Genomic DNA, 22,662 nt, shown 5'->3' on the forward strand with positions numbered 1-22,662 from the left:
AGTCCCTTCAGTATTAGCATATTAACATGTCGTAACCGGTGCATACACCCCGCCAGTCGCCGGCACGGTCCCGGCCGGTCGGGCGAGAGCGGTACAGTTAGGGCCGGCGGGCCACACCGTCCGGCGATGACAGCGAGGGACGGCCCACCCGCGGACAACCCGTACGTCGAGGACCCGCCGACCGACTTCGTCCCCGTCGAGGACCTCGATCCGGACGCGGCTCGCGAGCAGGCCGCAGACCTCCGGGAAGCGATCCGCTACCACGATCACCGCTACTACGTCGAGAACGACCCCGTGATCGACGACCGGGTCTACGACGCGCTGTTTTCCCGGTTGCAGGCCCTCGAACGGGCCTTCGACCTCGATACCACCGGTTCACCGACCCGGCGGGTCGGTGGGGAACCGCTCGACGAACTCGAATCGGTCGACCACGTCGCACCGATGAGGTCTATCGACGCCAGCGGCGAGGCCGACGACGTGCGCGCCTTCGACGAGCGGGTCCGGGACCGCCTCGCCGAGGCCGGCTACGACGGCGACCTCGCCTACGTCTGCGAGCCGAAGTTCGACGGCCTCTCCGTGGAGGTCGTCTACGAGGACGGCCGGTACCAGCGGGCGGCGACCCGCGGCGACGGCGAAACCGGCGAGGACGTGACCGCGAACGTCCGCACCATCGGCGCCGTCCCCCAGCGACTGCGTGGGGACCACCCCGACTGGCTGGCCGTCCGCGGCGAGGTGTACATGCCGAAAGACGCCTTCCGCGACCTCAACCACGAGCGGGTCGAGCGCGGCGAGGACGCCTTCGCCAACCCCCGCAACGCCGCCGCCGGCACCCTCCGCCAACTGGACCCCTCGGTCACCGCCGAGCGCCCGCTCGCGACCTTCTTTTTCGGGATCCTCGACGCCAGCGAGCGCCCCGGCAGCAACTGGGAACAGCTCCGGGCGTTCCCCGAGTGGGGCCTGCCCGTCTCCGGCCACGGCGAGCGCGTCGCCGACATCGAGGCCGCCATCGACTACCGCGACCGGCTGCTCGACGCCCGCGACGACCTGAACTACGAGATCGACGGCGTGGTCGTCAAGGTCGACGACCGCGAGGCCTGCGACCTGCTCGGCGCGACCGCCCGCGCCCCGCGGTGGGCCTTCGCCTACAAGTTCCCGCCGCGCCGCGAGCGCACGACCGTCACCGACATCGCCGTCCAGGTCGGCCGCACCGGCCGGCTCACGCCCGTCGCCCTGCTCGACCCCGTCGCGGTCGGCGGCGTCACCGTCTCCCGGGCGAGCCTCCACAACCCCAGTGAAGTCGCCGCCCTGAACGTGAACGTCGGCGACGTGGTGGCGGTCGAGCGGGCCGGCGACGTGATCCCCGAGGTCACCGAGGTCGTCGAGAAGCGTTCGGAGGGCCACTTCGAGTTCCCCGAGACCTGCCCCGTCTGTGACAGCCCCGTCGAGCGGGACGGCCCGATGGCGTTCTGTACCGGCGGCCTGGCCTGTGACGCCCAGCTGGAGCGAGCCATCGAACACTACGCCAGCCGGACGGGCCTGGACATCGAGGGCCTCGGCCCCGAACGCCTCGACCGGCTCATGACGGCCGGCCTCGTCGAGCGCCTGCCGGACCTCTACGGCCTCGACGCGGACGACCTCGCCGACCTGGAGGGGTGGGGGGAGCGAAGCGCCGAGAGCCTGCTCGCGGAACTCGACGCCGCCACGGAGCCGCCGCTCGACGACTTCCTCGCGGCCATCGGCGTCCCCGAAGTGGGCGAGACGACCGCCAGCGCGCTCGCCCGCCACTTCGGCACGCTCGACGCCGTGATGGACGCCGATGAGGACGAACTCCGAGAAGTCGACGACGTGGGCGAGACCGTCGCCGCCGAGATTCGGGGCTTCTTCGACGCCGAGGGGAACCGGTCGGTCATCGAACGCCTGCGCGAGGCCGGCGTGGAGCCACAGCCCGTCGAGACCGGGGGCGACGACGAACTCGACGGCCTCACGTTCGTCTTCACCGGGTCGCTCGACGGCTACACGCGGGGCGAGGCCCAGGACCTCGTCGAGGCCCACGGCGGGTCGGCGACGAGCAGCGTCTCGGGCAACACCGACTACCTCGTCGTCGGCGCGAACCCGGGGACGACGAAACGCGAGGACGCCGACGAGAACGACGTGCCCGAGATCGACGAGGACGAGTTCGAGGGCCTGCTCGAAGACCGGGGCGTGCTGTAGCCGCGTCCCGGCGACGACCGCCCCGACGTCGGCGGCGGCCGGCCCATCTCGGCTTCGACCCCCTACGTCTCGGCGACGAACGACTCGACGTCCGCGACCAGTCGCCCGGGCGCCGACGCGATAGCGCTGTGGCCGACGCCGTCGAGGTCGACCAGCCGCGCGTCGTCGATCCGGTCGTCTAGCGCCGCGACGCCGTCACGGAGGTGCTGTGGGCTGTGTTCGCCGCGGACGAGCAGGACCGGGACGCCGGGGTCGGGGGCCGCGGGGAGCCGGTAGTCCTCGACCGCGTGGTTCTCCCGGACGACCGTCTCGGCGGCCTCGAAGTTCACCTCGTCGGGCCAGAACGGGAGCGCCTCGGCGTCGGGAACGCCACCCGCGACCTCGAAGAACTGTCGCAGGACACCGCGCCGGTCGCCGTCGGCCAGCCGCGCGGCCAGATCGTCGGCGAGGTCCATCTCGCGGTGCTGGCCGGTCAGGATCGCCGGTTCGTAGAGGACGAGCCGTTCGATGTCGGCCCCGCGGGCGGCTTCCAGTGCGCAGAGCCCGCCGAAGGAGTGGCCGAACAGCGTCGGCGTCCCGTCGACGGCGTCGACGACGGCCAGCACGTCCGCTCTCTCGCGTTCGAGAGCGTACTCGTCGGCGTCGCCGCTGTCGCCGCGCCCGCGTCGGTCGATCGTCACCGGTGCCAGCGCCCCGTCGAACTGCGGGACGACGTCGCGCCAACTCCGCCGTGAGCCGGACGTGCCGTGGACGAGGACGACCGGGTGGCCGTCACCGTGTCGTTCGTAGGCGATACTGGTGCCGTCGGGTGCAGTTACCGAGTGCATGGAGGGCGTCCCCAGTTGGCGGGCGGCGGGGATAGATGGTTCTCTCAATCGTACAGCCGTTCATATCCCCTCGGGAAACCGAGACGGCGGTCGGCGCGGCGACACGCGCTCAGGTCGACCGATTGGCGTCGCCGTCCTCGGCCGTCGTGCCGGTCTGGCGGCGCTTGACCCAGTAGTAGACGAGCGCGGCGACGCCGGCGAGCGCGGCCGAGACGCCGTCGCCGACGACGCCGCCGGCGAGGACCGACTCGACGACCGAGCCGACGCCGATGGCGACGAGCAGGAGACCGACGGCGAGGATCCAGGCGCGGGAGTCCTCGACCTTGCCGTACTCGCCGGCCTCGATGAGGGCCATCTCCTTGCGGTGTTCGAGGTAGACGACGACGACGATGAACCCGAACGTGACGAGCAGGACGACCAGGACGAACGCCAGCGGGACGAGTCCGTCGAGGAACTCGGACTGAAGGGGCATGCGATTGGTTTCGCCGCCTCAGCTATTAAATCAATAGTCGGATTCACGGACAGGACGGGCGCACAGGCGGGCCGTGGTCCGGGACGGCGGCGATTCCGCGGCGGCGACGGACAGCAGGCCGCGACGACGACGCTCAGAGATCGGCGGCGGCGAACCGGCGGTAGCCGACCCACGTCGGGAGGACGATCCACGCGACGAGGATCAGCGCGGCGACCCACCACGAGAGGTAGACCGGGACGGAGCCGCCGAGGGTCGCGCGGAGCGACTCGGTGCCCTCGAAGAGGGTGAAGACGCCGCTGTAGGCCCCGTTCGGACTGAGCCGCTGGAGGAAGTAGACCCACGCCGGCGGACGCGCGCCGGCCGCGGCCGTGTACAGCCCGGGAATCCGCTGCCAGACGAGGTCGAACAGGACGAACGCACCGAAGGCACCGGTCGCGGCACGACGTGCCGATCCCGACGCGGCCGAGAGGCCGACCGCGATGGCGACGAAGGCAACGGCGAAGAGGACCGTGACGGCGGTGAAGCCGAGGAATATCGGCAGGGAGGCGGGCGAGAACACGGCCGCGACCAGCGTCGCGATGCCGAACCCGGCCGCGATGGCGACCGCGACCACGAGCGACCGGCCGACGAGTTTGCCGATCACGACGTTCCGGCGCTCGTGTGGCAGCGAGAGGAGGAGCTTGATGCTCCCGCTCTCGCGCTCGCCGACGATGGCCCGGTAGCCGGTCAGCAGGGCCGTCACGGGGACGAGCACGCCCGCGATCAGGTGGAGAAGCCCCGCGAGTCGGACGATGGAGTCCGGCGACGCCCTGGTCCGGAGCGTCACCAGGGCGTAGACGAGCGCGGCCGCGACCGACGCGACGACGAAGATGCCCGCGACCGTCCACAGCGACCGCGACCGGACGGCGTCGGCGAAGTCCTTGCGAGCGACCGCCCGCCAGGTCACGCGCGACCCCCCGCTTCCCCGTCCGCGGTCGCCGTTCCGCGGTCCGTCGTCGTTTCCTCGCCCGTTTCGCCGGCGTCCATCTCCGATCCGTCGCCGGTGTGTGCGACGAACACGTCCTCCAGCGAGGTGTCCGTGGTGACGAAGTCCACGACCGGCGCGCCGTTGTCCGCGAGCGCGTTCAGCGCGGGCAGTTTCGCCCCTGGCGTGCACGCGACCGTCACGACCTCGCCGACCACCCCGTCGGCATCGGGCGTCGTGTCGACCGCGTCGCCGGTGGCCCCTGCCCCGTCCGTCGTGCCGTCGACCGTCACCGACGAGACGCCCTCCGTCCCGCGGGCCGCGGCGAGGGCGTCCTCGCGCGCCCGCTCGACGGTGACCTCCAGCCGCGCCTCGGTGCCGGTCGCGGCCCGGAGGTCGTCGACGCGCTCGACCGTCTCGATCCGGCCGTTCTCCAGGATCGCGATCCGGTCACAGACCGCCTCGACCTGGCCGAGGACGTGCGAGGAGAAAAACACCGTCGCGCCGCGGTCGCGTTCCCGGCGGATCAGCTCCCGGAGCTGGCGGGCCCCGTGTGGGTCGAGGCCGGCGGTGGGCTCGTCGAGGAGTAGCAGGTCCGGCTCGCCGACGAGCGCCATGGCGAGTGCGAGCCGCTGGCTCATCCCCTTCGAGAAGCCGCCGGCCTGGCGGTCGGCGGCTTCCGCGAGCCCGACCCGTTCGAGCAGTGCGACCGGCTCGACCGCCTCTTCGACCCCCTTGGACTCGGCGGCGAAGCGGACGTGCTGGCGGGCCGTCAGCCGGTCGTAGGCCGAGAACCCCTCCGGGAGCACGCCCGTCCGCTGGCGGACGGCGGCGGACTCGGCCTGGGCGTCGTGCCCGAGGACCGTCGCGGTCCCCGCCGTCGGGCGGACGAAATCGAGCAGGACGTCGATGGTCGTCGACTTCCCCGCCCCGTTCGGCCCCAGAAACCCGAATATCTCTCCCTCTTCGACCGTCAGGTCGACCCCCCTGAGCGCGGTGACGCTCCCGAACTCCTTCTCGAGACCGTCACACTCGATGGCGACCATGCCAGCCGGTTTCGACGGTCCCGGTAAAAACGTGACTCTCTGACTGACGGCTCAGATCTCGTCGTCGGGGTCGTTGCGGTCGGCGACGCGGGCCGCCTCGGTCGCGTACCGCTCCCGGCGGTCGGCGTCCTCGACCGGCCGGAGCCGCTCGGGGTCGATCTCCGTCGCGGCGGTGACCCCCTGCTTCGAGAGCATCTTCGAGGACTTGTGTTGCTGGACCGCGCGCTCGCCGTCCGGCGTCGCGTAGACGAGCGTGACCAGCCCCTTGTCGTTGTAGTCACGCTCCACGAGCCAGACCTGCACCGTCTCCTCGGTCATACACCGTGGTTCGACGAGGGGCGGGTTAAGTCCCGCCATTCCCGCGTGTCGTCGACGAGTCGGCCGCCGGCGCCGAGAGAGCACGCGCCCTCGGCGCCCGAGCCGGCAGATGGATTCATGTACATCGGTCCAGTAGCCCGAACCGATGCGGTGGAGCGAGCGGGCCCGCGAGCGACTCCGGCCCGGCGAGACCGTCGCGGAGACGATTCCGGTCGGGAGCAACGGGATCGTCGTCACCGACCAGCGCGTGCTCGCGTTCACGCCCGATGGGGAGGGGCCGAACTTCCGCGCCATCGAGCGCCCGAACGTCGAGGGGGTGCGCCTCGACCACGTCGGAGCGACGGGCTGGCTCGAATACGTCGGCAAGGGCGCACTCGCCGGCGTCGTCGGCGTCGCGCTCGGGCTCACGCTGGACCTCGGCGGGATGTTCGCGCTCGGGGGCGTCAGCGGCGAGGGGGCGAGCGCCGTCGGCGCCGGCGGCCTCACGCGGCTGCTCGGGACGCTCAACGCCGCGCTCGATGCGGCCGACGAGGCGCTGCTGGTCGGCGGCCTCCTCGCGCTGGTGTTCGCGCTGGGCGCGTTCGGGATGTACGTCGAGAGCCGGAGCTACAACCTCGTGATCGGGGTCGCCGGCGACGAGGACCTCCACGTCCGGGCGCCGTCGTCGGCCGACGACCAGGACCGCCGGCTCGAACGCGCGCTGGGCGACGACGCCTTCGGGCCGGGCCCCGAGGAGCCGGTCCCGGCCGAGGAGTCGGGCGTGTGAGACCGGGTCCGTAACCCACATACTCGTCTCGCTCCTACTCCGGTCGCGATGGACGCAGGCGAGGTCAGAGAGCGCGCCGCCGACCTGCCGACCGAGCCCGGCGTCTACCAGTTCCTCGCGCGCGACGACGCCGGCGGCGAGGACCGCGTCCTCTACGTCGGGAAAGCGGTCGACCTCCGCGACCGGGTGCGGTCGTACGCGGACCCCAGAAGCGAGCGCATCCGGCGGATGGTCGCCCGCGCCGACGACCTCGACGTGGCCGTCACCGACACCGAGACCCAGGCGCTCCTGCTCGAAGCCAACCTCATCAAGCGCCACCAGCCGCGGTACAACGTCCGGCTGAAGGACGACAAGTCCTACCCACTCGTGCAACTCACCGCCCACGAGTTCCCCCGCATCGAGATCACCCGCGACCCCGACGACGACGCGACCGTCTACGGCCCCTATACGGACAAAGGCAGGGTCGAGACCGTCGTCAAGGCCCTCCGGGAGACGTACGGTCTCCGGGGCTGTTCGGACCACAAGTTCCGGGGTCGCGACCGCCCCTGTCTCGACTACGAGGTCGGCATCTGTACCGCGCCCTGCACCGGCGAGATCGACGAGCCGAGCTACGCGGGCGACGTGTCCAGCGTCCGGCGCTTCTTCGAGGGGGAGACGGGCGTCCTGGCCGACCCGCTTCGCCGGGAGATGGAGCGGGCCGCACAGGACGAGGAGTTCGAGCGGGCGGCGAACCACCGGGACCGCCTCGAAGCGGTCGAGGCGTTCCACGGCGGCGGGGGCGAAGCCGTCACCGCCCCCGAGGGCGGCGGCGAGCGTGCGGTGGACGTGCTCGGCGCGACAGTGGAGGGCGACGAGGCGACGGTCGCGCGCCTGCACGCCGCCGACGGCCAGCTGGTCGACCGGGAGCGTCACACGCTGGCCGCCCCCGAGGGCGAGGACCGGATCGGCGCGGTCTTCGCCGCGTTCGTCCCCCAGTACTACGCCGAGCGGGACCTGCCGGACGCGCTCCTGCTCTCGGAGCGGCCCGGCGACGCCGAACTCGCCGCCTGGCTCGAAGCCGAGGGTGTCGACGTCCGCGTCCCCGGCGCGGGCCGTGAGGCGAAACTCGTCGACCTCGCGCTGAAGAACGCCCGGCGCGGCGTCAGTGCCCGCGACGACGAAGGGCGGGCGCTGGCCGAGGCGCTCGGCCTGGAGGGGCGAATCGAGCGCGTCGAGGGGTTCGACGTGAGCCACGCCCAGGGGAGAGCCGTCGTCGGGAGCGACGTGACCTTCGTCGACGGGAGTCCCGAGAAGTCCGATTACCGCCGGAAGAAACTGGACGAGACCAACGACGACTACGCGAATATGCGATCCCTCGTGCGGTGGCGGGCCGAGCGGGCCGTCGAGGGCCGCGACGACCGCCCCGACCCGGACCTGCTCCTCGTCGACGGCGGCGAGGGGCAACTCGGCGCGGCCCGTGACGCGCTCGCCGAGACCGGCTGGGACGTTCCAGTCGTCGCCCTCGCCAAGGAGGAAGAACTGGTCGTGACGCCCACGAGGAGTCCCGTGAGCGAGGCGAACGGGACGCTGTCGCGAGCGGAGCGAAGCTACAGAACGCACGACTGGGCCGACGACGCGCCGCATCTCCACCTCTGTCAGCGGGTCCGCGACGAGGCCCACCGCTTCGCCGTCCAGTACCACCAGTCGCTCCGGGACGAGGTCTCGACGGCACTCGACGAAGTGCCCGGCGTCGGCCCCGAGACCCGGCGACGCCTCCTCCGGCGGTTCGGGAGCGTCGAGAACGTTCGGGACGCCTCGACCGAGGAACTCACCCGCGTCGACGGCGTCGGCGAGGCCACCGCGGACGCCATCGTCTCGCGGCTCTGAGCGGGACCGCTCGGCCGGCCGGACGAGTCCGGCCGTTTAAATGCCCATCGTTGGGAGGTAGTGCGCTTTTATTTCACGGACTCGTTTGGGGAACTATCTCGTGGGAGTAGTACGCATGCCGGGGCAACAGGGCGGTGTATCGGCGACGGAACGGTGTAGCGGACGCGCTGGCGGGGGCGCGGCGTCGCTCCGGCCGGGGGCGAACGAATGAGCGACCGAAAACTCGGGGCGGTCGGGGTCGTGGGCGTCGTCGTGCTCGCGAGCGTCGCCGCGGTGGGCGCGGTCCCGGGCGCGCTGGCGGGCGTCGCGACGGCAGCGAACGAACCGACGGCGGAGCAGTCGCCGTACGACGGTCCACACGCCGTGCCAGGGACGGTCGAGGCCGAGGACTTCGACACCGGCGGCGAGGGCGTCGCCTTCCACGACACCTCGGACACCGTGTGGGACACCTACCGGCGGACGAGCGTCGACATCGACTACTCGTTGAACGCCCACTGGGTCGAGCGCATCGAGACCGGCGAGTGGCTCGAATACACCGTCGAGGCCGAGCAGGCGGGTACCTACGAACTCCGGGTCCGGACCGCTGCCGAGGCGAACGCCTCGTTCGACCTCGCCGTCGACGGCGAGACGCGGCTGACGGACGTGACGGTGCCGGACTCCGACGGCTCCTTCACCACCGTCTCCGCCGGCACCCTCTCGCTCGACCCGGGTACGCACGTCGTCCGGGTCACCGCGACCGACAGCGACTGGAAATTCGACCAGTTGGAACTGACCGAGTCCGAATCGAGCGATGGCGGCGATTCCCCGAGTTCGACACCGACGCCGACGCCATCCGCTACCGCGACCCCGACACCGACCGCAACCCCGTCACCGACTCCAACGCCAACCGCGACGCCGGCACCAACACCGACCGAGACTGAGACTGAAACGGAAACGGAAACGGAAACGGAAACGGAAACGGAAACGGAAACGAAAACGGAAACGGAAACCGAGACTAAAACGGAAACTGAGACTGAAACGGAAACGGAAACGGAAACGGAAACGGAAACGGAAACGGAAACCGAGACCGAGACTGAAACGGAAACTGAGACTGAGACCGAGACAGAAACTGAGACCGAGACAGAAACTGAGATCGAGACAGAAACTGAGATTGAGACAGAAACTGAGACCGAGCGCGACACGCGACAGTCGGAGGAGGAACTGCTGCCCGACGGGCCGTCCGAGGGGCCGTCCGGCGGACCGCCCGACGGACCCGACGAGAAGGGGATGTGCCCGCCGACGGAGGACGTTCGCGAGGACATCCAGTCGCAACTGGACCGGGAGTCGGCGGCGTCGGTCCGGGCGGAACTCTCCGAGGATATGATCGACTGCATCCCGGCGGACCTGCAGCAGGAACTCGGTCTGACATCGACCATCGACGGCGACGGGGCGAGGACAGGTAGCAACGAGGAGGTCACCGACAACGCCGCGGAGGACACCGATGACGACGGAACCGCCACGGACGACGGAACCACTGCCGACGACGAAGCGACGGCGACTGACGGTGGCGCGGACGCGGCGGACGCGTCGACGCCGACGGAGCGCTCCCGACCGCCGGGCGGCGACGGTGGCGAGGGACTGCCACGGGACATCGGTGACGTGGACGGTGGAGACCCCACCGGCGGCGACGGCGAACGGCGTCGCGTTGCCGGGCCCGACACACCAGCAGACGAAAGCACGCCGTCGCGGACCGCAGCGGACGGGTCGCGTGCCGGTCCGGTGTCGCAAACGAGCGCGAGCGCGAGTCGTGACACCGGGGCGGAAGTCCAGGACACGGACGGCGACGGGGTCCCCGACAGCGAGGACTATGCTCCCCGGGACCCGGACGTGCAGGATCGGAGCGACGTGACCGGGGACGACGGTATCGGCACCGGGTCGAAACTGTTCGTGCTCGCCACCGCCGCCGTCGCGCCGCTGGCGTACCGCCGGTTCGGTTGAGTCGGGGACCCCGCCGGTCCGAACCGCGACCGGTTACCGGGACGACACTATTATGCACGGTCCCGTCGAACCCGAAGCCATGTCCCGTAACGGGGAGAGCCTCGCCTACCGGATGGGGCGAATGAGCGCCGGCGGCGGGAGGCCGTCGCCGCGCTCGCTGGCCGCCCTGCTCGTCGGCCTCGCCATCGTCCTCCTCCTGTTCGACGTCGTCGATACGGTCGGGTTCGTCGGCCTGCTCTTCCTGGCGATCGCCATCGTCGCTGTCAGCAGTTCGGTGGTCATCGTCCAGGCCTACGAGAAGCGGGCGCTCGTGGTGCTCGGTTCGTTCCGTCGCCTGCTCCAACCGGGTATCAACTTCGTCCCGCCGTTCGTCTCGAAGACCTACCAGTACGATATGCGGACGGAGACGATGGACGTGCCGAGCCAGGAAGCGATCACCCGGGACAACTCCCCGGTCACCGCCGACGCCGTCGTCTACATCCGCGTAATGGACGCGAAACGGGCCTTCCTCGAGGTCGAGGACTACCGCCGCGCCGTCTCGAACCTCGCCCAGACCACCCTCCGGGCCGTCATTGGCGACATGGAACTCGACGAGACCCTCTCGAAGCGGACGGAAATCAACGCCCGCATCCGCAAGGAACTGGACGAACCCACCGACCAGTGGGGCATCCGCGTCGAGTCCGTCGAGGTGCGCGAGGTCATGCCCTCGCCCGACGTACAGGACGCGATGGAGCAACAGACCGCCGCCGAGCGCCGCCGCCGCGCCATGATCCTCGAAGCCCAGGGGGAACGGCGCAGCGACATCGAACGCGCCCAGGGTGACAAGCAGTCGAACATCATCCGCGCGCAGGGCGAAAAGCAGTCACAGATTCTCGAAGCCCAGGGTGACGCGATCTCCACCGTTCTGCGGGCGAAATCCGCCGAATCGATGGGCGAACGCGCCGTCATCGACAAGGGGATGGAGACGCTCGCCGACATGGGCGAGAGCCCGTCGACGACGTTCGTCCTCCCGCAGGAACTCACCTCGCTGGTCGGCCGCTACGGTAAACACCTCACCGGGAGCGACGCGCGGACGGACGGCGAACCGCTCGACAGCCTCGAGTTCGACGACGAGACGCGGGCGATGCTCGGCCTCGACGACATCAAGGAGATCCTCGGCGAGATCGACGCCGAGATCGAGGCTGCGAGTTCTGCCGCCGGCGGCGAGGGAGTGCAGGACGCCGACGCCGTCATCGAGGAGATGGACGAACAGCGTGGCTTCTGAACCGCAATCCTTGAGCGCCGGGCCCGCCTCGATGGCGATATGCCCCACGTCACTCGCCTCAGGGTCTTTCCGGTGAAGTCACTCGACGGCATCGACGTGTCGAGTACCACGCTCGGCGAGGGCGGCGCGCTCGCCCTCGACCGCGAGTACGCCATGTTCGACGCGGACGGGGACTACGTCAACGGCAAGGCGACCGCCGCGGTCCACCGCCTCGATTCGACGTTCGACCCCGACACCCACGACCTGACGCTGTCCGTCACGGACCCCGGACCGGACGAGCCGGCCGACGAACCGACCTTCCGGCTCCGCGACGACGACGAGCGGGCGGCGCTCTCGAAGTGGCTCACCGACTTCTTCGGCTACCCGGTCACGGTCGAACGCGACGACCGCGGCGGCTACCCCGACGACACCGAGTTGCACGGACCGACGGTCATCAGCACGGGCACGGTCCGCGAGGTGGCCGACTGGTTCGACCTCCCCGCCGAGAACGTCCGCCGCCGCTTCCGGGCGAACGTCGAGATAGACGCCGCGGAGCCGTTCTGGGAGGACCGACTGTTCGGCGACCACGGCGAAGTCGTCGACTTCGAGGTCGGCGACGTTCCCGTCGAGGGCGTCAACCCCTGCCAGCGGTGTGTCGTCCCGTCGCGGGACCCCGACACCGGCGCCGAGGACGAGGGGTTCCGCGAGCGGTTCGTCGAGAAACGGCGGGAGACGGAGCCGCCCTGGACCGACAGCGACCGGTTCGACCACTACTTCCGGCTCATGCTGAACACGACGGTCCCGAAGTCGGCGTGGGGGAGTGAGGTCGGGGTCGGCGACGCCGTGACTGTCGGTGAGCGTCGCGAGATTGCCTAAAAATTGGGGGGCGAGATAGCGGCCCGCCGGGCGGGCAGCGAACCGGCGCGCCGAGTGACGTGGACTGTCGAGACGCGCGGGCAGCGCGTCGTGGACCGGCCGGGAGAGTGGGGCAGTGAGGCAGTTGGGGCAACCCCGGCCAGCGTGCGGGGACCGCGCACCGCGATGGGCGGCATCGGGACGCCACGGGACCGGGCGGTTCGTCCCGGTGCGACCCCCGCACCCGATACGAGGCCCCCCAGGTTCGTAAAAACCCCCTCGGTGTTTCCGACCCGGAAAGGCGGCCCCAAATTTTATATACCAGTTTCAGAGTCAGAACTCCTCGGCGGGTTCGGGGACGACGCCTTCCTCATCCGCCCCCATGTCGAACTCCTGGCGGAGTTCGCGGATGCGGTCCCGGATGTCGGCGGCCAGTTCGAACTCCAGGTTGTCGGCGGCCTCCTGCATCCGTTCTTCGAGGTCGGCGAGCAACTGCTCGGCCGCCTGTTCGTCGTCGGGGTCGACGCCGGCGACGCCGCTGGTGTCGGTCTCGGCACCCGGGAGGTTCGTCTCGCCGACGGGCTTGTCGATGGTCGTCGGCTCCAGCCCGTGTTCCTCGTTGTACTCCCGCTGGATCTCCCGGCGGCGGCGGGTCTCGTCGATGGCCGACTGCATGGCCGAACTCACCTCGTCGGCGTACAGCACCACCTCGCCGTTGACGTTGCGGGCGGCACGGCCCATCGTCTGGACGAGCGTCGTCTCCGACCGCAGGAACCCCTCCTGGTCGGCGTCGAGGATGGCAACGAGGCTCACCTCGGGGATGTCCAGCCCCTCCCGGAGGAGGTTGATGCCGACGAGCACGTCGATCTCGCCGAGGCGCAGCGAGCGGATGAGTTCGTGCCGTTCGAGCGTGTCCGTCTCGTCGTGCATGTAGGCCACGTCGACGCCCGCCTCTTCGAGGTACTCGGTGAGGTCCTCGGCCATGCGCTTGGTGAGCGTCGTCACCAGCACGCGCTCGTCGGCGTCGGTGCGCTCGTCGATGCGGTCCATGAGGTCGTCGACCTGGCCGGTCGCGTCCGCGACCTCGACCGCCGGGTCGACGAGGTGGGTCGGGCGGACGATCTGCTCGACCACCTGGGCGCTGTGCTCGCGCTCGTAATCGCCCGGCGTCGCGCTCACGTACAGCCGCCGGTCGGTTTTCTCCTCGAACTCGTCGAAGGTCAGCGGGCGGTTGTCGAACGCCGTCGGGAGTCGGAAGCCGTTTTCCACGAGCGACTCCTTCCGGCTCTTGTCGCCCTCGAACTGCCCGCGAATCTGCGGGAGCGTCTGGTGGGACTCGTCGATCACCGTCAGGAAGTCGTCCGGGAAGTAGTCGAGCAGGGTGTAGGGGGCTTCCCCCGACTCCCGGTCAGAGAGATGGACGGAGTAGTTCTCGATGCCCGAGCAGTAGCCGGTCTCTTTCAGCATTTCGAGGTCGAAGGTGGTGCGTTCCTCGATGCGCTGGGCGGCGACCATGTCGCCCTGGCGCTCGAAGTAGCGGACCCGCTCTTCGAGCAGGTCCTCGATCTCCCTGATGGCCCGTTCCAGGCGCTCCTCCGGGATGGAGTAGTGTTCGGCGGGGTGGAGCAAGACTGCGGGCTCCTGGCTCACGACCTCGCCCTCCAGGGGGTCCATCTTCGCCAGCCGGTCGATCTCGTCGCCCCAGAACTCCACGCGGACGGCGTAGCGGCCGTACATCGGGTATATTTCGAGGGTATCGCCCCGCACGCGGAAGGTGCCCTGCGTGAAGTCCACGTCGTTGCGCTCGTAGTTGAGGTCGACGAGCCGTGCGAGCAGGTCGTCGCGGTCGATCTCCTGGCCGACTTCGAGCCGGAGGCTCATGTCGACGTAGTTGCGCGGGTCACCCAGCCCGTAGATGGCGGAGACGGAGGCGACGACGATGACGTCGTCCCGGGTCAACAGCGAGCGGGTCGCGGAGTGGCGCAGGCGGTCGATCTCGTCGTTGATGGAGGCGTCCTTGTCGATGAAGGTGTCCGTCTGTTCGACGTAGGCCTCGGGCTGGTAGTAGTCGTAGTAGGAGACGAAGTACTCGACGGCGTTGTCCGGGAACAGTTCGCGGAACTCCTCGTACAGCTGGGCCGCGAGCGTCTTGTTGTGGGCGACGACCAGCGTGGGCTGCTGGAGTTCCTCGACGACCCACGAGACGGTGTTGGTCTTCCCCGACCCCGTGACGCCGAGCAGGGTCTGTTCGTCCATCCCCTGCCGATAGCCGTCGACCAGCTGTTCGATGGCCGCGGGCTGGTCGCCCGCGGGGTCGAACGGCGCGTCCACGCGGAAGTCCCGCTCCGCGCCGGGCCGGTCCGGAGTGAGGGGGCTGCCTGAGGTGTCGCTCATTACTCGAGTGGTGGGGCCGGAGCGACTTCAGGGCCTCGTCTACCGGATCGCGACGACGCGCTGGTCGTCAGTGACGACGAAGACCGCCCCGTCGACGGGTGCGAACTGGCGACAGCCGGCGTCGAGGGCGACCCGCCACCGCTCGCTCCCGTCGGCGCGAGCGAACGCGCGGACGGTCCCGGCCGCCTCAATCGGGGCGTCGTCGAGAGGCCTGGTCCCGATCAGGACCGAATCACCGACGACGGCGATGTCGGTGACGACCCCCTCGACCGGGCGACGCCAGTGACGGGCGCCGTCCGCGAGTGCGTGGCTCGCGACGGCGTTCGCCGAGGACTCGTCGCCGTTCACGAGGGCGACGAAACAGCGGTCGCCGGCCACCGCGAGGGGCGCCGCAGCCACGAACTGGCCGTCGGGGCTGGTCACCGCGCGCCAGCGCACCTGGCCCGCGCCGTCGAGGGCCAGCAGTGCCGCCCGGTCGTCCACGCGGTTCCGGCCCACGACCGGGCCGGCATCGGTGGCGGCCATCGCGTTCGGGTCCGGCGTGACCGTCCAGTCGACGGCCGGTGGCGAGCCGAGCGGAACGTCGAGCACGCTCCGCTGGCGGTATTTCGTCAGGTCGCCGTGTGACGTCAGGAGACGGCCGTCGCCGACGCGGACCTGGTCGGCCCAGTCGTCGCCGTCGGTCCACTTGCGCGACCCGGAGTCGGCGGTGTAGGCGTAGACACCCGACCCGCCGCCGACGAAGACGGTCCCGTCGGCGACGACCAGCGACCCCGCACCGGACCGGATGTCGCTCGTCCACCGCTTCGACCCGTCGGTCCCGAGCGCGCGGAGCGTCCCGAGGGACCCCGACGCGACGTACAGCGTGTCCCCGTGGAGCGCCAGCCGGCCGCCGGGTTCTGCGACCCGCCACCGCTCGCTCCCGTCGGCGCGGTCAAGCGCGACGGTTTCGGTCGCGCTCGCGTACACGGCGTCCGGGCCCGCGACGAGCCGAACGGAGGTGGTCCTGGCCGCCGAGAGGGAGTGGTCGACCCAGTCGACGGCGGGGTCGGACGGCGGCGTCGCGTCGGGGTTGCCGGCCGTGCCGGCGGGGTCGTACCGCCGGAGGGGCCAGGCGTCGGGCGGTGGCGCCGCCGTCGATATCGGGCCGAGCCCGATGCGGTCGACGAGCGGCGCGATGACGGCGAGCGCGCCAACGCCGGCGATGCCGTCGAGGAGGGTGCGGCGGGTCGGGCGGGGAATCCCCTGGTATGGCGTCGTGGACTCGCGTTTCGGGTCCTCCCCCGCCCCCCTGTCGGAGCCGGGACCGGGCATGGACAGTGCTATCGGGGCCGGTCGCTTGAACATTCTGGCAACGAGCGGAGCGGTCGAACGGGGCGGCGGCGAATCGAACGCGAAAACTGGGCGAGGGGCTTTTATCCGGGAGTTCCTGTCAGCGACCATGCAGGCTGCCCTCCCGGTGGAGGTTCGTGGGATCGATCCGGGTGCCGCCCACAGCGACCCGCCCCGCACCCGGCACGTCCGGCTGCGGGTCGCCGACGGTCCGGTCGTCCGGGTCTACGACCCCCGGACGGTGGTGACGCCCGACGCGGTGGGAACCGAGCGGACGGTGGAACTGGTCGCCGTCGCGACGACGGTCGAGGCCCGTGCCGGCGAGTCGACCGGCGTCGAGGCCCGTTCGGGGCAGGTGCCGGCGTTCAGCGGCGTCGTCGTGACCTTCGACGCCGAGAGCGACGAGGCGCTGCTCGACGTGGGCGCCGGCACCGTCCGGTTCGATACGACGACGGTCGAGGACCGAATCCACGTCGGCGACTTCGTCCGCCTGAGCGGGCCGACGGTCCACGTCGACGGGATGGACCCCGACGGCAAGGACTACGAGGCCTTCCTCGGGCAACTGGACGCTGCCGACCCGCCCGCCCGGCGCGAAGCCGCTGCCCACCTCGGCCACTGTGGGTCCGACCGGGCCGTCGAACCGCTCGTCGAGCGGTTCCGCGCGGAGTCGTCCCCGTCCGTGCGGCGGGCGGTCGTGGCCGCGCTCGGCCGCATCGCCATCACCGCCCACCGACCCGACGAGGGGCCGGATCCCCGCATCCGCTCGACGCTCGAAGCCGCGACCGGCGACGCGGCGAAACCGGTCCGGGACGCCGCCGACGAGTGGCTGGACCGGCTGGAATCCCGCTGGTGGGCCTGACCGCGGTTACGGTCGGGCGTCGAGGTGGAGCCACAGCGCGGCCAGCACCGCCACGCCGCCGGTGAGTGCCGCCAGCGCGAACGCCAGCCGGTAGCCGACCACGGAGTAAACCTGCGCACCGTTGAGCGTCCGCCCCGTCCGGTAGGCGTCGAGGACGACCCCCATCAGCGTCGGCAACAGCGCCGCCCCCGCGAACCCGATGGTGTTCACAGTGCCGGTCGAGACGCCGCTGGCACCGCTGTCGTGGCGCTCCTTGACGACGGTGTAGCCCAGGGCGTACGCGCCGGCGAGAAAACCCGAGAGAAAGAAGGCGACACCGACGACGGGAAGCGGCGGGCGCCCGGTCGCCGCGAGGACGGCGAAGACGCCGGCGTACAGCGCCATCCCGACGGCGATCAGTCCGGTCCGACTATCGATGCGGTCGGAGAGCCAGCCCATCACCGGCGGGCCGACGACCAGCCCCAGACTCCCGAGCAGGGTGAAATTCGAGGCCGTCGGCACCGACACGCCGTAGGTCTGGACGACGTAGGGCACCCCCCACAGGCCGAAGACGGTGATGTTGACCCCCGTCCCGGCGAAGAGGACGATGCCGACCAGCCACGTCGCCCGCTCGCGGAGGACGACCATCGTGTTCGCCGCCACCGCCCGCAGGGAGGGGGTCCGCGCCAGCGGCACCCCCTCGATCTCCCGGAGGCCGGCGTCGGCCGGCGAGTCCCGGGCGAGGACGACGGCGACCGCGGCCAGCAGGAACCCCAGGACGCCGAGGCCGAGCAGGGTCGGCCGCCAGCCCGCGGCCGCGACGACCTCCGCCAGCGGCCGCGTCGCCAGCACGCCGCCGAAGCCCGCGACGGCGATTGTCGCGCCGCTCATCCGGGCGAACTCCCCCGGCCGGAACCAGTTCGCACAGAACCGCAGGACGGCGATGAACAGGACGCTCCCGCCGAGGCCGATCAGCGTCCGGGCGAGGAAGGCAACGGGGTACGACGGCGCCACCGAGAAGAGGAGCGCGCCGACGCTCATCACCACGGTCCCCGCGGTCACCGCGAGCCGGCTCCCCGTTCGGTCGGCGATGACGCCCGCAGGCAACTGCATCGCGGCGTAGACGTAGAAGAAGGAGGCGTGGAGAGTCCCCAGGGCCGCACCCGAGGTGTCGAAGGCGGCAGTCAACTGCTCGGCGAGTACCGCCGTCGAGAGCCGGTGGACACTCACCAGCGCGTACGCGACCGCCAGCGCCGCCCACGCGATCCAGCGTCGCTTCGTCGGGTCCGACCAGAGTCGCACGTGACGGCGCTTGACGACAGTAAGTATTCAGGCTTTCGACAACCGTATCGTTCAGCGAAATTCGATCTCCGGCTTACACTGTTCGAATCCGTCAACAGACCGGCTTGGGGTTGACGCCGAGGGATTCGAGCGTCTCGAAGTAGTCGTCGTAGGCGGCGGCGACGGTCTCGACGGCCGCCGTCTCCGCGAGAGTCCAGTCGTCCTCGTCGGCACACACGTCCCCGAGCGCGGCGACGGCCTCGTCGATGGCGTCGTTCAGGTCGTCGCGGACGCCCCGGAAGGTGTCCGCCGCGCCGGGCGCGGCCTGCCCGACGAAGAAGCCGACGGCCTGCCCGACCTTCTTCTCCGCGACGAGCAGGTAGCCCACGAGCCCCCCGGCGCGGGCCGGCGTGTCCTCGTCGTCGAGCGCCGCGACGGCCGCGGGCACGTCGCCGCGCTCGTGCTCGCCGAGTTCGCCCGCGACGGTGCCGTAAGTCTCCCCGAGGGTCGCCGCCACGGACTCGAAACAGTCCCCGGCCGCGCCCTCGGTTTCCCCGGCCCACTCCGCGACCGTTTCCTCGGCGTGGCCGAGCAGGTCCGCGACTGCCCCCAGGACCACGTCGGTCTCCATCTCGCCTTCGGTGTCGGCGTACAGCGACTTCGAGGACCCGAGGCGGGAGAGTTCCGTCTTCTGTTCGTCTTTCACGGCGTCGAGGAACGCGTCCGCGTTCATGCGCCGACATTCGGCCGGGCACCGCTTGTAAGCATCGACACCGACAGTCGGTGTATCGGAGTCGCCCACGTCGTCCAGAAGGTTCAGGAAGGCCTCGGGAGTACTCGTCGGATAGATGAGCGTGCCACCTGCCGAGACGCTGTCGACGCTCGTGCTCCGTCTGGGAATCGCCGTCGGTGTCGGCGCTCTGATCGGCCTGGAGCGCGAGCAGAGCGAATCGGGGGGGACCTTCGCCGGTAGTCGGACCTTCCCCCTGTTCGCGCTCTACGGCGCGCTCGTCGGCGCGTTCTACCCCGCGGCGCTGCCCGTCGCCATCGCCGCCATCGCGGTCCCGCTGACCGTCGCCTACGGGGCCAAGGTGTGGATCGAGCGTGACATCGGCCTCACCACGCTGACGGCCGCGTTGCTGACGGTCCTGCTCGGGGCGCTGGTCACCCACTCCCGCCGGGGAGCCATCGTCGCCATCGTCGTCGGGGGCGCGGTCACCGCCTTGCTCTCGGTGAAGGGGGACCTCCACCGGTTCGCTGACCGGATCGACGACACCGAACGGCGTGCCACCGTGAAGTTCGTCCTCGTCGTGTTCGTCGTCCTGCCGGTCCTCCCGGACCGGGAGCTAGACGCACTGTACGGCATCAACCCTCGCTTCGTCTGGCTGATGGTCGTGTTCGTCACCGGCCTCAGTTTCGTCGCGTACGTCCTGAGCCGGGTCCTCGGGACCGAGCGGGGCATCGCACTCACGGGCATCCTCGGCGGCTTCGTCTCCTCGACCGCGACGACGGTCTCGATGGCAGAGCAGACGGCCGAGTCGCCATCCCTCTACCAGCTGTGTGCGTTCTCCGTCGTCGTCGCCGCCGTCGTGATGTTCCCGCGCGCGCTCGTCGAAGTCGCGGTCGTCAACCCGGCGCTCCTGCCACACGTCGCCGTCCCGCTGGGTGCGATGACCGTCGTCGGCACCGTCGTCGCCGTCGTGGTCTACTGGCGGTCCGCCGTCCAGACGTCGGTCGAGGCCGACATCGAGAACCCGTTTCAGCTCCGGACGGCGCTGTTTTTCGGCGTCCTGTTCGCGGCCGTGTTGCTGGTCTCGGACTACGCGAACGCCTGGCTCGGGGCGTCCGGCATCTACGCGACGGCGTTCGTCTCCGGGCTCGCCGACGTGGACGCGATGACGCTCTCGCTGAGCAAACTCGCCGCGGAAGGACAGGTCTCCCCGACCGTCGCCACGACCGGGATCGTCATCGCGGCGTCGGCGAACACGCTCGTCAAGGCCGGCCTGGCGTGGCTGATCGGCACGCGTGAACTCGGGAAACTCGTCACCGCCGTCCTCGGCGTCGTCGCCGCCGTCGGCCTCGGTATCGCCGTCGTTCTCTAGAGCGGGACGGCTGTCCGCCTCACCCGCTCGTGTCCGGCACTTCGCGTCGAGACGCCCTTTCTCGCTAGCGGTCAGTCGCCCTTCTCTGCGAGAAGGGAACTACGGCTCGAAGACGCTCCGCGCGTCTCGCCGGTCAGTTACCCCGCTCCGATTCGCGGTCTCCTTCACTCCGTTCAGTCGCCCGCGCCTTTCTCGATCGGCGCGCCGACCAGATTGCCCCACTCGGTCCAGGACCCGTCGTAGTTGATGGTGTCCTCGTAGCCCAGCAGTTCGTGGAGCGCGAACCAGGCGACCGAGGAGCGCTCGCCGATGCGGCAGTAGGCGACCGTGGTCCCCTCGCCGTCGATGCCCTCCTCGGCGTAGAGTTCCTCGATCTCCTCGGGCTCTTTGAACGTGCCGTCGTCGTCGGTGACGGCCGCCCACGAGATGTTCTGCGCGCCGGGGATGTGGCCGCCGCGCTGGGCGGTCTCCTGCAGACCCGGGGGCGCGAGGATCTCACCCGAGAACTCCTCGGGCGAGCGCACGTCCACGAGCGGGAGGCCGCGCTCGATGGCGTTCTCGACGTCCTCGCGGTAGGCCCGGATGCTCTCGCGCGGGCCGGACGCCTCGTAGTCGACGGCGGAGAACTCCGGCACCTCGTCGGTGAGCGGATAGTCGTTCTCGACCCAGTAGTCGCGGCCGCCGTCCATCAGGCGCACGTCGTCGTGCCCGTAATACTTGAACTGCCAGTAGGTGTAGGCCGCGAACCAGTTGGAGTTGTCGCCGTACAGGACGACCGTCGAGTCCTCGCTGATGCCGTGGGAACCGAGGAGATCCTCGAAGTCCTCCTTCTGGAGGATGTCACGCTGGGTCTGGTCCTGCAGCTGGGTCTCCCAGTTGAAGCCGATGGCACCCGGCGCGTGGCCCTCGTCGTCGTACAGTTCGGTGTCGACGTCGACCTCGACCAGTCGGTGGCCGGAGTCGTCGCTCTGGAACTCGTCGAGGTGCTCTTCCACCCAGTCGGCGGAGACGAGCACGTCTTTGGCGTAATCAGTCATAATGCGTCCGAACCGTAATCACACCAGCCATATAGCCCTATACCTCCCGGCACGTTCGGCCCCTCCTCCCCTCTACCGGCATCAATTGCCGACTCGTGTCCGCGGTCGTCCGCTGGCGCGGGGCGCGAGCAGCGACACACCGCCGGCCGACCGCTGTCGGGTCGGCCGTCGAGAGCGGGTGGCGAGCGCCGGCGAGAAAAGCGGCAATCCTGTCCGGTACCTCCGACCGGCGCGTTCTGAAAGCTTGAAACGGCGGCTCCGGGTAGTATGGGTATGAGCGAGGTACTCGTGTCGGCGGCGTGGGTGGCGGAACGGCGTGACGACATCGCGCTCGTGGACGTGCGGGACGCCTGGGAGTTCGACGGCATCGGGCACGTCCCCGGCGCCGTGAACATCCCCTTCGACTCGTTCCGGGCCGGCGAGCACGCGGCCGAAGACGCCGGTGACGGGACCGAGACGGCCGGGGACGCATCGGCCGACGGCGACCGCGGCGAGACGGGGATGCTCCCCGGCCGCGAGCGGTTCGCCCGCATCATGAGCGAGGCCGGCATCGGGCGCGACGACCACATCGTCGCTTACGACGACACCCACGGCGTCTTCGCCGCGCGACTGCTCGTCACCGCCGAACTCTACGGCCACGACCCCGCCAAACTCCACCTGCTCGACGGCGACTTCTCCGCCTGGCAGCTCGAACGCGAGACCACGAGCGACGCGACCGAGGTCGAACCCACCACCTACGAGGTCGACGACCCGGCGACCGTCGGCGGGCCGCTCGTCGACCAGGAAGCCGTCGCGGCCGCCGTCGACGGCGACGCAGTACTCGTCGACACCCGCGAGGACTGGGAGTTCGAGGAGGGCCACATCCCCGGCGCCGTCCGCCTCGACTGGCAGGAACTCGTCGACGAGGAGACCCGCGGGCTGAAGCCCCGCGAGGACGTCGAGGCCATCCTCGACGACCGGGGGATCACCCGCGACCGCCGGATCGTCCTCTACTGCAACACCGCCCGCCGGATCAGCCACACCTACACCGTCCTCCGCCACCTCGGTTTCGCGGACGTGGCCTTCTACGAGGGGAGCCTCACCGAGTGGGAGGCGGACGGTCGGCCGCTGGAAACCGGGTCTTGAACGGGAGC

19 protein-coding genes are annotated in these 22,662 nt (G+C 70.4%); 9 read left to right on the forward strand and 10 right to left on the reverse strand.

From position 1 onward, the window contains the following. Positions 1-126: 126 nt before the first annotated feature. Positions 127-2,211, forward strand: coding sequence for an NAD-dependent DNA ligase LigA (ligA, locus tag MUG96_RS17835; protein ID WP_246984963.1), 2,085 nt, complete (start codon positions 127-129; stop codon positions 2,209-2,211). Positions 2,212-2,273: 62 nt separating this feature from the next. Here ligA and MUG96_RS17840 read toward each other — a convergent pair whose 3' ends face one another. From MUG96_RS17840 to MUG96_RS17860, 5 genes are all read right to left on the reverse strand, one after another. Beyond that, positions 2,274-3,038 (reverse strand): alpha/beta fold hydrolase, encoded by a 765-nt coding sequence (locus MUG96_RS17840; protein ID WP_246984966.1) that lies wholly within the window; start codon positions 3,036-3,038, stop codon positions 2,274-2,276. 109 nt (positions 3,039-3,147) lie between these two features. After that, positions 3,148-3,510 (reverse strand): hypothetical protein, encoded by a 363-nt coding sequence (locus MUG96_RS17845; RefSeq protein ID WP_246984968.1) that lies wholly within the window; start codon positions 3,508-3,510, stop codon positions 3,148-3,150. A 133-nt stretch (positions 3,511-3,643) separates the two neighbouring features. Beyond that, positions 3,644-4,456, reverse strand: coding sequence for an ABC transporter permease subunit (locus tag MUG96_RS17850; protein ID WP_246984971.1), 813 nt, complete (start codon positions 4,454-4,456; stop codon positions 3,644-3,646). Further along, positions 4,453-5,520 (reverse strand): ABC transporter ATP-binding protein, encoded by a 1,068-nt coding sequence (locus MUG96_RS17855; RefSeq protein ID WP_246984974.1) that lies wholly within the window; start codon positions 5,518-5,520, stop codon positions 4,453-4,455. Before MUG96_RS17855 ends, MUG96_RS17850 begins: the two co-directional genes overlap by 4 nt. 51 nt (positions 5,521-5,571) lie before the next feature. Continuing rightward, the gene (locus MUG96_RS17860) at positions 5,572-5,838 is read right to left on the reverse strand and encodes a DUF7967 family protein (protein WP_246984988.1); all 267 of its coding nucleotides are present in this window, start codon (positions 5,836-5,838) and stop codon (positions 5,572-5,574) included. A gap of 145 nt (positions 5,839-5,983) precedes the next feature. On the opposite strand from MUG96_RS17860, the gene MUG96_RS17865 reads away from it, so the two are divergent. The 5 genes from MUG96_RS17865 to MUG96_RS17885 all read left to right on the forward strand — a co-directional run bounded on the left by MUG96_RS17865 (position 5,984) and on the right by MUG96_RS17885 (position 12,566). Then, complete coding sequence (locus MUG96_RS17865; protein WP_246984989.1) at positions 5,984-6,604, forward strand: hypothetical protein; 621 nt, start codon at positions 5,984-5,986, stop codon at positions 6,602-6,604. A 48-nt stretch (positions 6,605-6,652) separates the two neighbouring features. Then, positions 6,653-8,470 carry an excinuclease ABC subunit C gene (locus tag MUG96_RS17870; protein ID WP_246984990.1) on the forward strand — a complete coding sequence of 606 codons (1,818 nt, stop codon included), beginning with the start codon at positions 6,653-6,655 and terminating at the stop codon, positions 8,468-8,470. 207 nt (positions 8,471-8,677) lie between these two features. After that, positions 8,678-10,447, forward strand: a complete 1,770-nt coding sequence (locus MUG96_RS17875) for a carbohydrate-binding domain-containing protein (protein ID WP_246984991.1) — start codon at positions 8,678-8,680, stop codon at positions 10,445-10,447. Between the two features lie 184 nt (positions 10,448-10,631). Next, positions 10,632-11,711 (forward strand): SPFH domain-containing protein, encoded by a 1,080-nt coding sequence (locus MUG96_RS17880; protein ID WP_373222121.1) that lies wholly within the window; start codon positions 10,632-10,634, stop codon positions 11,709-11,711. Positions 11,712-11,750: 39 nt separating this feature from the next. Further along, on the forward strand, positions 11,751-12,566 hold the full coding sequence (locus MUG96_RS17885) for an MOSC domain-containing protein (protein ID WP_246984995.1): 816 nt from the start codon (positions 11,751-11,753) through the stop codon (positions 12,564-12,566). Positions 12,567-12,878: 312 nt separating this feature from the next. On the opposite strand, the gene uvrB is transcribed toward MUG96_RS17885, so the two are convergent. Next, on the reverse strand, positions 12,879-14,939 hold the full coding sequence (gene uvrB / locus MUG96_RS17890) for an excinuclease ABC subunit UvrB (RefSeq protein ID WP_246984997.1): 2,061 nt from the start codon (positions 14,937-14,939) through the stop codon (positions 12,879-12,881). A 39-nt stretch (positions 14,940-14,978) separates the two neighbouring features. Continuing rightward, complete coding sequence (locus MUG96_RS17895; RefSeq protein ID WP_246984998.1) at positions 14,979-16,253, reverse strand: outer membrane protein assembly factor BamB family protein; 1,275 nt, start codon at positions 16,251-16,253, stop codon at positions 14,979-14,981. A 127-nt stretch (positions 16,254-16,380) separates the two neighbouring features. Here MUG96_RS17895 and MUG96_RS17900 point away from each other — a divergent pair, with 127 nt between their 5' ends. Further along, positions 16,381-17,130 carry a HEAT repeat domain-containing protein gene (locus tag MUG96_RS17900; protein ID WP_246985001.1) on the forward strand — a complete coding sequence of 250 codons (750 nt, stop codon included), beginning with the start codon at positions 16,381-16,383 and terminating at the stop codon, positions 17,128-17,130. Between the two features lie 6 nt (positions 17,131-17,136). On the opposite strand, the gene MUG96_RS17905 is transcribed toward MUG96_RS17900, so the two are convergent. Both MUG96_RS17905 and MUG96_RS17910 read right to left on the reverse strand, forming a co-directional pair. After that, on the reverse strand, positions 17,137-18,411 hold the full coding sequence (locus tag MUG96_RS17905) for an MFS transporter (RefSeq protein WP_246985003.1): 1,275 nt from the start codon (positions 18,409-18,411) through the stop codon (positions 17,137-17,139). Between the two features lie 91 nt (positions 18,412-18,502). Further along, complete coding sequence (locus MUG96_RS17910) at positions 18,503-19,123, reverse strand: rubrerythrin family protein (protein WP_246985005.1); 621 nt, start codon at positions 19,121-19,123, stop codon at positions 18,503-18,505. A 115-nt stretch (positions 19,124-19,238) separates the two neighbouring features. Between MUG96_RS17910 and MUG96_RS17915 the strand changes: the two genes are divergently transcribed. Continuing rightward, a complete protein-coding gene (locus tag MUG96_RS17915) occupies positions 19,239-20,492 on the forward strand; it encodes an MgtC/SapB family protein (RefSeq protein WP_246985007.1) in 1,254 nt (417 codons plus the stop codon). A gap of 173 nt (positions 20,493-20,665) precedes the next feature. Here the strand turns inward: MUG96_RS17915 and MUG96_RS17920 are convergent, their stop codons facing one another. Beyond that, positions 20,666-21,529, reverse strand: a complete 864-nt coding sequence (locus MUG96_RS17920) for a sulfurtransferase (RefSeq protein ID WP_246985009.1) — start codon at positions 21,527-21,529, stop codon at positions 20,666-20,668. Positions 21,530-21,802: 273 nt separating this feature from the next. Between MUG96_RS17920 and MUG96_RS17925 the strand changes: the two genes are divergently transcribed. Beyond that, a complete protein-coding gene (locus MUG96_RS17925) occupies positions 21,803-22,654 on the forward strand; it encodes a sulfurtransferase (protein ID WP_246985011.1) in 852 nt (283 codons plus the stop codon). The last annotated feature ends 8 nt before the right edge of the window (positions 22,655-22,662 follow it).

It is taken from the genome of Halorientalis marina (assembly GCF_023028345.1).
Classification (GTDB): domain Archaea; phylum Halobacteriota; class Halobacteria; order Halobacteriales; family Haloarculaceae; genus Halorientalis; species Halorientalis marina.

What these genes read in the sequence shown, in the direction of transcription:
- ligA (WP_246984963.1), top strand. Translation starts at nt 127, where the DNA reads ATGACAGCGAGGGACGGCCCACCCGCGGACAACCCGTACGTCGAGGAC.
- MUG96_RS17885 (WP_246984995.1), top strand. Translation starts at nt 11,751, where the DNA reads ATGCCCCACGTCACTCGCCTCAGGGTCTTTCCGGTGAAGTCACTCGAC.
- MUG96_RS17855 (WP_246984974.1), bottom strand. Translation starts at nt 5,520, where the DNA reads ATGGTCGCCATCGAGTGTGACGGTCTCGAGAAGGAGTTCGGGAGCGTC.
- MUG96_RS17845 (WP_246984968.1), bottom strand. Translation starts at nt 3,510, where the DNA reads ATGCCCCTTCAGTCCGAGTTCCTCGACGGACTCGTCCCGCTGGCGTTC.
- MUG96_RS17920 (WP_246985009.1), bottom strand. Translation starts at nt 21,529, where the DNA reads ATGACTGATTACGCCAAAGACGTGCTCGTCTCCGCCGACTGGGTGGAA.
- MUG96_RS17840 (WP_246984966.1), bottom strand. Translation starts at nt 3,038, where the DNA reads ATGCACTCGGTAACTGCACCCGACGGCACCAGTATCGCCTACGAACGA.
- MUG96_RS17865 (WP_246984989.1), top strand. Translation starts at nt 5,984, where the DNA reads ATGCGGTGGAGCGAGCGGGCCCGCGAGCGACTCCGGCCCGGCGAGACC.
- MUG96_RS17900 (WP_246985001.1), top strand. Translation starts at nt 16,381, where the DNA reads ATGCAGGCTGCCCTCCCGGTGGAGGTTCGTGGGATCGATCCGGGTGCC.
- MUG96_RS17910 (WP_246985005.1), bottom strand. Translation starts at nt 19,123, where the DNA reads ATGAACGCGGACGCGTTCCTCGACGCCGTGAAAGACGAACAGAAGACG.
- uvrB (WP_246984997.1), bottom strand. Translation starts at nt 14,939, where the DNA reads ATGAGCGACACCTCAGGCAGCCCCCTCACTCCGGACCGGCCCGGCGCG.
- MUG96_RS17915 (WP_246985007.1), top strand. Translation starts at nt 19,239, where the DNA reads ATGAGCGTGCCACCTGCCGAGACGCTGTCGACGCTCGTGCTCCGTCTG.
- MUG96_RS17875 (WP_246984991.1), top strand. Translation starts at nt 8,678, where the DNA reads ATGAGCGACCGAAAACTCGGGGCGGTCGGGGTCGTGGGCGTCGTCGTG.
- MUG96_RS17895 (WP_246984998.1), bottom strand. Translation starts at nt 16,253, where the DNA reads ATGCCCGGTCCCGGCTCCGACAGGGGGGCGGGGGAGGACCCGAAACGC.
- MUG96_RS17860 (WP_246984988.1), bottom strand. Translation starts at nt 5,838, where the DNA reads ATGACCGAGGAGACGGTGCAGGTCTGGCTCGTGGAGCGTGACTACAAC.
- MUG96_RS17870 (WP_246984990.1), top strand. Translation starts at nt 6,653, where the DNA reads ATGGACGCAGGCGAGGTCAGAGAGCGCGCCGCCGACCTGCCGACCGAG.
- MUG96_RS17925 (WP_246985011.1), top strand. Translation starts at nt 21,803, where the DNA reads ATGAGCGAGGTACTCGTGTCGGCGGCGTGGGTGGCGGAACGGCGTGAC.